The organism is Streptomyces sp. NRRL F-5123 (assembly GCF_000721495.1).
Lineage (GTDB): Bacteria > Actinomycetota > Actinomycetes > Streptomycetales > Streptomycetaceae > Actinacidiphila.
In genome coordinates this window covers 88,652-97,621 of record NZ_JOHY01000020.1, presented here as the reverse complement: position 1 = coordinate 97,621, position 8,970 = coordinate 88,652, and the positions used below count along the sequence as shown (strand labels likewise).

Here is an 8,970-nt window from a genome sequence, read left to right as displayed (position 1 = left end):
CCCCCGCCCCCGCCCCCGCCCGCGGGTCGGCCCCTCCCCGCGGGGCCGCCCCCGCCCCGGGGCCCGGGCCCGGACACACCCCCGCCCCCGGCACGGGCACCGCACGGCTCCGCTCCACCGTCGCCCGCTTCAGCTCCGGCGAGCCCCACCGCCGCCGCCGCGCCCTCGTGGAAGCCGAGCTGGCCCGACTGGAGCCCGCGGCCCTGCGTCGCGCGGCAGCGGCGCGGCCTGACGGCGAGGTACGCCACCGCGTGGTCCGTACGCTCGCGGAAGCGCTGGGCATGCCGGACCCCGCCGCGGCCGCGGAGGCGGTGACCGCGGTGGCCGGACCCTACTTCGGAGCGGCGGACGCCCAAGCGGAGGCGGCCGCGGACGAGGCGGTGACCCACCTGCTGGCCCAGCTCCTGAACCCCGCGCACCCGGCGGACGAGGCCGCGCTGGAGGCAGCCGCCAACCGTATCGGCCTGCTCGTCCAGGCCTGCGCGGCGACGGCCGCACTCGTCGAGACGGCCACCGCCTCAGCCCCGGACGTCGCCCCCGCCGTCCCCCCGGCCCGCGCGGCGAGCGGCCCCGTCCCCCTGGCCCGCGTCCTGCGCGAGACCCCGCCCGTGGCGGAGATGCGCCGGGTCGCCACCCGCGCGACGCGGATCGCGGGCCAGGCGATCGCCGCAGGCGACACCGTGCGAATGGACCTCGCGGCAGCCCACCGCACCCACCCCGTCCCCCTCGCCTTCGGCGCCCCGCCCCGCGTCTGCCCGGGCCGGGCGCACGCGCTCGCGCTGGCCGAGGGCCTGCTCGACCGCCCGCGCACCCCGTTCGCCCGCCTGCACGACGAGGCGGCCCCGCTCCTGCTCCCCAACGCGTGGGATTACGCGTCCGCGGCGCTCCTCGCGCGCCACGGCTTCCGGGCGGTCGGCACGACGAGCCTGGGCGTCGCGGCGGCCGCGGGCCTGCCGGACGGGCAGGCGGCGACGGCCGAGGAGACCCTGGCGCTGGCCCGACGCCTCGGGCGAGGCGGCTTCCTCTTCAGCGTCGACGTCGAGGGGGGCTTCAGCGACGATCCGCAGGAGGTGGCAGAGCTGGCCGTACGGCTGTACGAGGCGGGCGCCGCGGGCGTCAACCTGGAGGACGGCCGCGCGGACGGCACGCTCGCGCCCGTCGAACTGCACGCGGCCAAGGTCGCCGCCGTCACTGCGGCCGCGCCCGCGCTGTTCGTGAACGCCCGCACCGACACGCACTGGCTCGGCTGCCACCAGGGCGAGACGGCGACCCGGCTCGCGACGTACGAACAGGCAGGCGCGAACGGGGTGTTCGTGCCGGGCCTGGCGGATCCCGCCGCGATCGCCGCCCTGACGGCGACCCTCACCGTCCCGCTGAACATCCTCCACACCCCGGCCGGCCCCACCCTCCCCGCGCTGGCCGCCCTCGGCGTCCGCCGCGTCAGCCTCGGCTCCCTCCTCTACCGCACGGCCCTCTCCGCGGCCCTGACGACGGCGACCGCCGTCCGCGACGCCCTCCCGCCCGAGCCGGCACCCCTGTCGTACGAGGATGTGCAGGCCCTGGCGGGTCCGTGAAGCCCCGCCGGGGCGGCACCGGCGGCAGAGGCCCCGCCCGGTGCCGCAGGATCCCGGCTCGCGGCCCCTACTCCGTGCGTTCGGGGTGACCGATCCCGCGAGGTCAGGTCCGGTTGTACGTGATGCCGTTCGGGTTGGACGTGGAGTAGACCCGGCGGATGGTGCCCGCGCTGTCGGAGACGAACGTGGAGGCGGCGACGTCGTTGCAGTACTGGCCGGAGTGGGCGGGGTCGATCGTGCCGGAGGTGACGTGGAGCTGCTTGCCGTTGGCGGAGACGGAGTCGAGGCGGGCGGTGTACTCGCAGTGGCCCATGCCGTAGACGTCCCACGAGTAGCGGACGGCGTTCTGGCCGATCGCGGCGCGGGAGACGACGAGCTTCTGCGGGTCGTTCCCGAAGCTGTTCGCCGACGGGACGCTCCAGGTGCCGACGAAGGTGGCGGGGACGGCGCTCGACGGGGGCTTGGGGGATGAGGCGCCGCCGGTGGAGCCGCCGGAGGTGGTGGTGGATCCGGTGGTGCCGCCGGAGGTCGAACGGGACGTGCCCGTACCGGGGTTGGCGGGGGCCGGGGATCCGTTCCTGCCGTCCTGGCCGTTCCTGCCGTTCTTGCCGGGGGCGGGCGTCGGCGGCGGGGTGGTGGGCTGCGCCGTGGTGCCGGGTGACACCGTGCCGGAGGGGGAGGCGGCTGCCGCCGAGGGGGAGTTGGAGGCGCTCGGCGGTGCGGTCGAGGAGTGGGAAGCGGAGGCCCCGGGACTGCCGCCGTCGCCCGGGAGGAGGACCAGCGCGGTGCCGCCGCCCGCCACCACCACCGGGACCACGGCCACCGCGATCAGCCAGGAGCGCTTGCGGGCCCGCTGCGGGGGCTCGGCCGGAGTGGGGGTGGGCGCCGGGGCCGGGGTCGGGGGCGCCTCGGACACGGCCGTCGCCGCCACCGTCGGCTTCGGGCCGCGGAGTTGCACCGTCTCGCCGCTCTTCCCCGAAGGGGCCTCCGCCCCGGACTCGATGTCGAGCAGACCGGCCGAGAGGCGGGCCAGCCGGACGACCACGGCGGCCGGGAGCCAGGCGTCGGCCGCGGCGGCGGGCACGGGGCGGTCCGGGCCGGACAGCAGCTCGTCCACGGTGGGGCGCCGGTCGGGGTCCTTGGTCAGGCAGCGCGCGACCAGCGCGCGCAGCGGCTCGTCGGTGATCGCGTCGAGTTCGGGTTCGGCCTGCACGACGCGGAACATCACGGCGTGCTGGTTGGTGGCGCCGTGGGCGAAGGGGTGCCTGCCCGTCGCCGCGTAGGAGAGCATGCAGCCGAGGGCGAAGACGTCGCTCACGGGGCGGGCGCCGTCGCCCGAGATCTGCTCGGGGGCCATGAAGCCGGGCGATCCGATGACCATGCCCGTGCTGGTCAGCAGGGATTCGACGGGCGACTGCACGGCGCGCGCGATGCCGAAGTCGATGACGCGGACGCCCTCGACGGTGAGCATGACGTTGGAGGGCTTGAGGTCGCGGTGCACGATGCCGGCGGCGTGGATGTCCTTGAGGGCGCGCAGCATGCCGTCCGCGAGTGCGTGGACGGACGACGCGGGCAGGGGGCCCTGCAGGCGCACCACCTGCTCCAGGGAGAGGCCTGCGACGTAGCCGGTGGCCACCCAGGGCGGTTCGGCGTCCGGGTCCGCGTCGAGGACGGGCGCGGTGTGGCGCTCGCCGACCGTCCGGGCGGCCGCGATCTCCCGCCGGAAGCGGGCCCGGAAGCGCGTGTCCGTGGCGTACTCCTGGTGCACGACCTTCACCGCGACCGCGCGACCGCCCTCGGAGCGGGCGAGGAACACCCGCCCCATCCCGCCCGCGCCGAGCACCCCGAGCACGCGGTACGGGCCGATCCGGCGCGGGTCCCCGGCGGACAGCGGCTTGACCGTGCCTTCGGCGCCGCCCGTGGCTTCCGCGTCGCCGGCGCCCTCCGCGTCCGCGCCCTCGCGTCCGCCGCTCTCCCTGCCGGGCATGGGAAACCCCCGTTCCGCGTCCCCGCCCGGCGGCCTGCGCCGTCGCCGGGGCACGCCTCCGCTCTCGACTCCCGAACCGGGCACAGCATAGGGATAGTTGAGCCACGAAACGATACGAGTGGCGTCAGAGCACGGTCACAGAACACCCGGGCGGCGGCGGCTCAGGCGCGCGCCGCCGTGGACAGGACGGCCGCGCGGCGGCTCTCGAAACGGGCGGCGGAAGCGTCGAGCCGGGCCAGGTGGTCGCCGATCTCCTGCTGCGCGCGGGCGGCCTCGCCGGTGAGCCCTGCCAGTTGCAGGACACCGGTGTGGCGCAGCAGCGGCAGCAGCACCTCGTCGTGGTGGATGCGCAGGTCGTAGACCCCCGCGTACGCCAGCTCCCGGGCCTGGCGGGCGAAGTTGTCGATGCCGTGGCCCGGCATCCGGAAGTCGGTGACGACGTCGCGCAGCCCGCGCACCGCCGCGTCCGGCGCGATCTCCAGCAGCGCGCCGAGCAGGTTGCGGTAGAAGACCATGTGCAGGTTCTCGTCCGCTGCGATGCGCGTGAGGAGCGCCTCGCAGCGCGGATCGCCGCTGATGCGCCCGGTGTTGCGGTGCGAGATGCGGGTGGCCAGCTCCTGGAGGGTGACGTAGGCGATGGCGTGCACGGGGTCGTCCTCGTGCGGGGAGCTGAAGCCCTGGGTCATGTGGATCACGCGCGAACGTTCCAGCGCGCAGGGGTCCACCCCGCGGGTGGTGAGCAGGTAGTCGCGGATCGCGGTGCCGTGGCGGCCCTCCTCGGCCGTCCACCGGCCGACCCAGGTGCCCCACGCGCCGTCCCTGCCGAAGAGCGTCGCGATCTGCCGGTGGTAGCTGGGGAGGTTGTCCTCGGTGAGCAGGTTGACCACCAGGGCGGTACGGGCCGCGCCCGGCAGCGCGGAGTCCGCGGGTGCCCACGCCCGGCCGCCGAGCGGCCCGTCGTAGTCGGCGCCCGCGGACCAGGGCACGTACGCATGTGGGAACCACTCCTTCGCCAGGGCCAGATGGCGGTTGAGGTTGGCCTCGACGACGGGCTCCAGCTCGTGGAGCACCCGGACGTGCGGCGGCGCGATGTCGGACACGGACGGCACGGAATGCCTCGCTTCGTGAAGTACCGGGGGACGGGAGGAAGGGGGTCAGCAGCGGCTCAGGCGCGCACGCCGAGTCGCGCGTGCACGCGCGCAAGGACGGGCGGAGCCCACCAGTTGGCGCGGCCCGCGAGCTTCATGACGGCGGGCACGAGCAGCGCGCGGATCACCACGGCGTCCAGGACCAGCGCGAACGCGACACCCACGCCGAAGAGTTTGGTGACCTCGACCCGCGAGGCGGCCATCATCGCCATGAGCACGGACAGCACGAGCGCGGCGGAGGTCAGCAGGCCCCCGGTGCGGCTCAGCCCGTGCGCGACCGCCGCGCGCATGTCGCCGGACGCGCGGTATTCCTCCTGCACGCGCGAGAGCAGGAAGACCTCGTAGTCGACGGTCAGGACGAAGACGATGACGCCCGCGAGCACCGGCGTGGAGATCTCCAGCCGCCCGTCGACCGTGAAGTCCCCCAGCACGGACCGCAGATGGCCGTCCTGGAAGACCCACACCAGGAAGCCGAGCGTCGCGGCCAGGCTCAGCGCGGACATCGCGAGCGCCTTCACCGGCACCACCACGCTGCCGGTGAAGAGGAAGAGGAAGAAGGCCAGGCAGCACCCGACGACGCCGAGCACCCACGGCAGCCGCGAGGTGATCGCGTCCTTCGTGTCCGTGACGCTCGCCGCGTAGCCGCCCACCATGACGCGCGGGTCGGGCTTCTCGGCGCGCAGCGTACCGACCAGGTGCTGTACCTGCTCGGAGTCGTACGCGCCCGCCGTGACGACCTCCGCGTACGCGCCGCCCGGCGCGGTGTGGCGGCGGATGCTCGCGGCGTCGTCGTCCACGACCCTGCCGTGCACGAGGACGCCCGTGGGGCCGGTGACGCTGACGACGCCCGGCAGTTCGGACACGTCCGCGAGGTAGCGGGACGCGGCCCGGCCCGGCTGACCCGGCAGGACCAGCCGGACCGGCCGCAGGGCCCGCGCGTCGAAAGCCTGGTCGACGCGCTGCGAGGCCTGTTGCACGGGCGAGTCGGGGGCGAGCACGCGCTCGTCGCTGATCGTCGCCCGCGCGCCCAGTGCGGGCGCCGCGAGCGCGGCGAGCAGCACGCCCACCGCCGCGAGCCACAGCAGCGGCCGCCGCATCACGGTGTGCGCGACGCGGTGCCAGGGGCTGCCGAAGCGCGCCGCCAGGCGGCGGCGCAGCGGCGCGAAGGGGTCGAACCGGTCGAGTACGCCACCGGCCAGCAGGAGCAGCGCGGGCAGCAGCACGACCGCGCACAGCGCCGCCAGCAGCGTCACGGCGATGATCGCGACCGCCATCGAGGACAGGAAGTACAGCGGCACGAGCAGCAGTGCCGCCGCGCACGAGGCGACGGTCAGCGCGGAGAACAGCACGGTCCGCCCCGCGGTGCGGACCGCCGCCGCGACCGCCTCCTCGCGCACCCGCCCCGGCACGCACTCCTCCCGGTAACGGCTCACGATCAGCAGGCAGTAGTCCACGGCCAGACCGAAGCCGAGCGACGTGGTCAGGTTCATCGTCAGGATCGACACCGGCGCGAAGGCGGCGTAGAGCCGCAGCACGAGCAGCGCACCCGCGACCGCCACGCCGCCCACCGCGACCGGCAGCATGCCCGCCACGAGCGAGCCCAGCGCGATCACGAGGATCAGCAACGTCAGCGGCCCGCCCAGGAATTCGGCCCGCGCCACGTCATGCCGCGTCTGCGCGACGATCTCGGTACGCGTCGGCCCCGGCCCGGCCGCGGAGAGCGTCAGCGGCCCGTGCCGCCCGGCGAAGTCCCTGACGAGCCGCTCCGAGGCGTACGTCGCCTGCGTGTCGTCGCCGCGCAGCCGTACGGTGAGCAGCGCTTCCCGGTGGTCGGGCGAACGCAGCTCATCCGTGGGGGAGTTCCAGTACGCGTGGACGGCGGTGACGTCCTTAGCGGCCGCGAGCCCGGCGGTGATCCGGCGTCCCTCCGCGGCTGCCTCCGCCGTGTCCACGGTCCCGCTCTCCGCGCGGGCCAGCAGCAGGAGTTGCGGCTCGCCCGCGCCGAAGTGGGCGTCCAGCCAGCTGTCGGCGTGGCCCGCCTCGGCGTCGTCCGCGATGTAACCCCCGAGGGAGAGGTGGTCCTTCAGGCCGTAGGAGCCGGCCGCCGCGCAGGCGGCGAGGAGCGCCGCGAGGACGAGGGTGAGCCATGGTCTGCGCCATGCCCGCGAAGCCCGCGGGCCCCGCGGGGTGCGGTTCGGTAGGTGGGTCTCGGGCCTTGCGCGGCCCGGCGCCGCGTGGACCTCGGTCATCGGATTCCACCCATGAGGTGGCAAAACGTACGCACTTGACGCTTCTTACCGTGGCGCCCCGCACTTTGTCGCGCCGCCACCGGGCTTGCCTCCCACGGTCACCCGAGCGGTGGCAATCCGCGCTGCTCGCGGGGCAAGGGGGCGCTACGGGGTGCCTGTTGCGGTGTCCCGCGCGACCTTCCCTTGGTGGGGGTTGTTCGCGCAGTTCTCCCCCAGAGCTTCGCCTGGGAGGTGCCCCCACGCGCCCCTGGTGTACCCGGCGGGGCACCTCGCCGCCCGGCGTGGGTGGGTCGGGTGCCACTCCGGGGGTACCTCCTCGGAATGCGCGTTCGCCCTCTTCCGTAGCCGTGAAGGGGCTGGGAAGCGCATTCCTGCGGGGGCACCCCCGGATCGTCCCCCTCCCGGCGTCTGGTGGGCGGCTGCCTGCCGGTGGGGGTGGAGGCGTGAGGGACTGCGGTTCGCCCCCGACGGTGGCGCACCCCCACAGGTCGACAGAAGTTTTCGCTACCACCCGCACGGGTGGTGGGGGTGGGAGACACCCCGCGCCGTCAGGCGTGGGCACCCCCGCGCCGTCAGGCGTGGGCACCCCCCGCGCCGTCAGGCGTGGGCCCCTGCGCGGCGGGGAAGCCGCAAGCTCACCGTGAGCCCCGGGGCTCACGGTGTGCGCAGGACGAGGACCACGTTGTGGCCGCCGAAGCCGAAGGAGTTGCTGAGGGCGGTGAGCGGGCCGTCGAAAGGGAGCTCGCGGGGTTTGTCGCGGATGAGGTCGATGCCGAGGGACCGGATCTCGGGGTCGACCGAGGAGAGGTTGAGGACGGGGGGAGCCACCCGCTCGTGGAGGGCGAGGACCGCCGCGATCGTCTGCACCGCGCCGGAGGCGCCGAGCATGTGCCCCGTCATGGACTTCGTCGCGGTCACCCCGGCGTGCCGGACGGCCGCGGGTCCGAGGACGCCCGCGAGGGCGCGGGCCTCGGCGAGGTCCCCCGCGGGGGTCGCGGTCGCGTGGGCGGCGACGTGGGCGATGTCGTACGGGGAGGCGTCCGCGTCGGCGAGTGCCGCGGCGAGCGCCTCGGCGACACCGCGTCCGGCGGGGTCGGGCTGGGCGAGGTGGTGGGCGTCGGCGGAGGCACCGTGCCCGGCCACCTCGGCGTAGACGCGGGCGCCGCGCCGCGCGGCGTGGGCGGCGGACTCCAGGACGAGCACGCCCGCACCTTCGCCGAGGACGAACCCGTCGCGGTCGGCGTCGAAGGGCCGGGACGCGGCCTCGGGATCGGCGTTGCGCCGCGACATCGCCCGCATCGCGGCGAAAGCGGCGATGGCCAGCGGGTGGATGACGGCTTCGCAGCCGCCCGCGAGGACGACGTCGGCGCGACCGCAGCGGATGAGGTCGCAGGCCCAGGCGATCGCCTCGGCCCCGCTGGCGCACGCGCTGACCGCGGCGTGGGCGCCCCCGTACGCGCCGAATTCCATGCTGATACGCGCACTTGCCGCGTTGGGCATGAGCTTGGGGATGGTGAGGGGCGGCACCGCGCGGGCCCCGCCCGCGGTCATGGCGTCCCAACTGCCCAGCAGGGTGTGCCAGCCGCCGACGGCGGAGCTCACGACGGTGGCTGTCCGGCGGGGCTCGGTGCAGGAGCCGGGACGCCCCAGCCCCGCGTCCGCCCATGCCTCGCGCGCGGCGACGAGCGCGAACTGCGCCGAGCGGTCGAGGCGCCGGGCCTCGACCCGGTCCAGCACCCCGGCCGGGTCGCGGGCGGCGGGGGCCGCGATGCGCACCGGCAGCTCGGCCGCCCAGGGCGCGGTCAGCGCCCGCACCCCGGAGGAGCCGCCCAGCAGGGACTGCCAGAACGCGGTGCTGTCGCCGCCCACCGGGGTCGTCGCACCAAGTCCGGTCACGACGACGCGGATACGTTTTTCCACTTGTGCCTCCTGGCACGTACGGACCACGGCGGGGACGGCCGCGGCGAGGGAACCGGGGCTCAGTCAAGCCGCGCGGCAGCCCCGGTCCGCAG

Annotated in this window: 5 protein-coding genes; 1 reads left to right on the top strand and 4 read right to left on the bottom strand. The window is 75.6% G+C overall.

What is annotated here, in order from left to right; all coding sequences use genetic code 11:
- On the top strand, positions 1-1,574 hold a 1,574-nt coding region (locus tag IH54_RS43375; protein WP_052397623.1), incomplete at its 5' end, for an isocitrate lyase/PEP mutase family protein.
- Between the two features lie 103 nt (positions 1,575-1,677).
- Here the strand turns inward: IH54_RS43375 and IH54_RS42480 are convergent.
- The 4 genes from IH54_RS42480 to IH54_RS0118915 all read right to left on the bottom strand — a co-directional run bounded on the left by IH54_RS42480 (position 1,678) and on the right by IH54_RS0118915 (position 8,878).
- Positions 1,678-3,561, bottom strand: coding sequence for a serine/threonine-protein kinase (locus IH54_RS42480; RefSeq protein ID WP_063762326.1), 1,884 nt, complete (start codon positions 3,559-3,561; stop codon positions 1,678-1,680).
- Positions 3,562-3,722: 161 nt separating this feature from the next.
- Positions 3,723-4,661 (bottom strand): acyl-ACP desaturase, encoded by a 939-nt coding sequence (locus IH54_RS0118925; RefSeq protein WP_031518254.1) that lies wholly within the window; start codon positions 4,659-4,661, stop codon positions 3,723-3,725.
- Between the two features lie 65 nt (positions 4,662-4,726).
- The gene (locus tag IH54_RS0118920) at positions 4,727-6,958 is read right to left on the bottom strand and encodes an MMPL family transporter (protein WP_052397617.1); all 2,232 of its coding nucleotides are present in this window, start codon (positions 6,956-6,958) and stop codon (positions 4,727-4,729) included.
- Between the two features lie 654 nt (positions 6,959-7,612).
- Positions 7,613-8,878, bottom strand: a complete 1,266-nt coding sequence (locus IH54_RS0118915) for a beta-ketoacyl-[acyl-carrier-protein] synthase family protein (protein ID WP_031518252.1) — start codon at positions 8,876-8,878, stop codon at positions 7,613-7,615.
- Positions 8,879-8,970: the final 92 nt, after the last annotated feature.

What these genes read in the sequence shown, in the direction of transcription:
- IH54_RS42480 (WP_063762326.1), bottom strand. Translation starts at nt 3,561, where the DNA reads ATGCCCGGCAGGGAGAGCGGCGGACGCGAGGGCGCGGACGCGGAGGGC.
- IH54_RS0118920 (WP_052397617.1), bottom strand. Translation starts at nt 6,958, where the DNA reads ATGACCGAGGTCCACGCGGCGCCGGGCCGCGCAAGGCCCGAGACCCAC.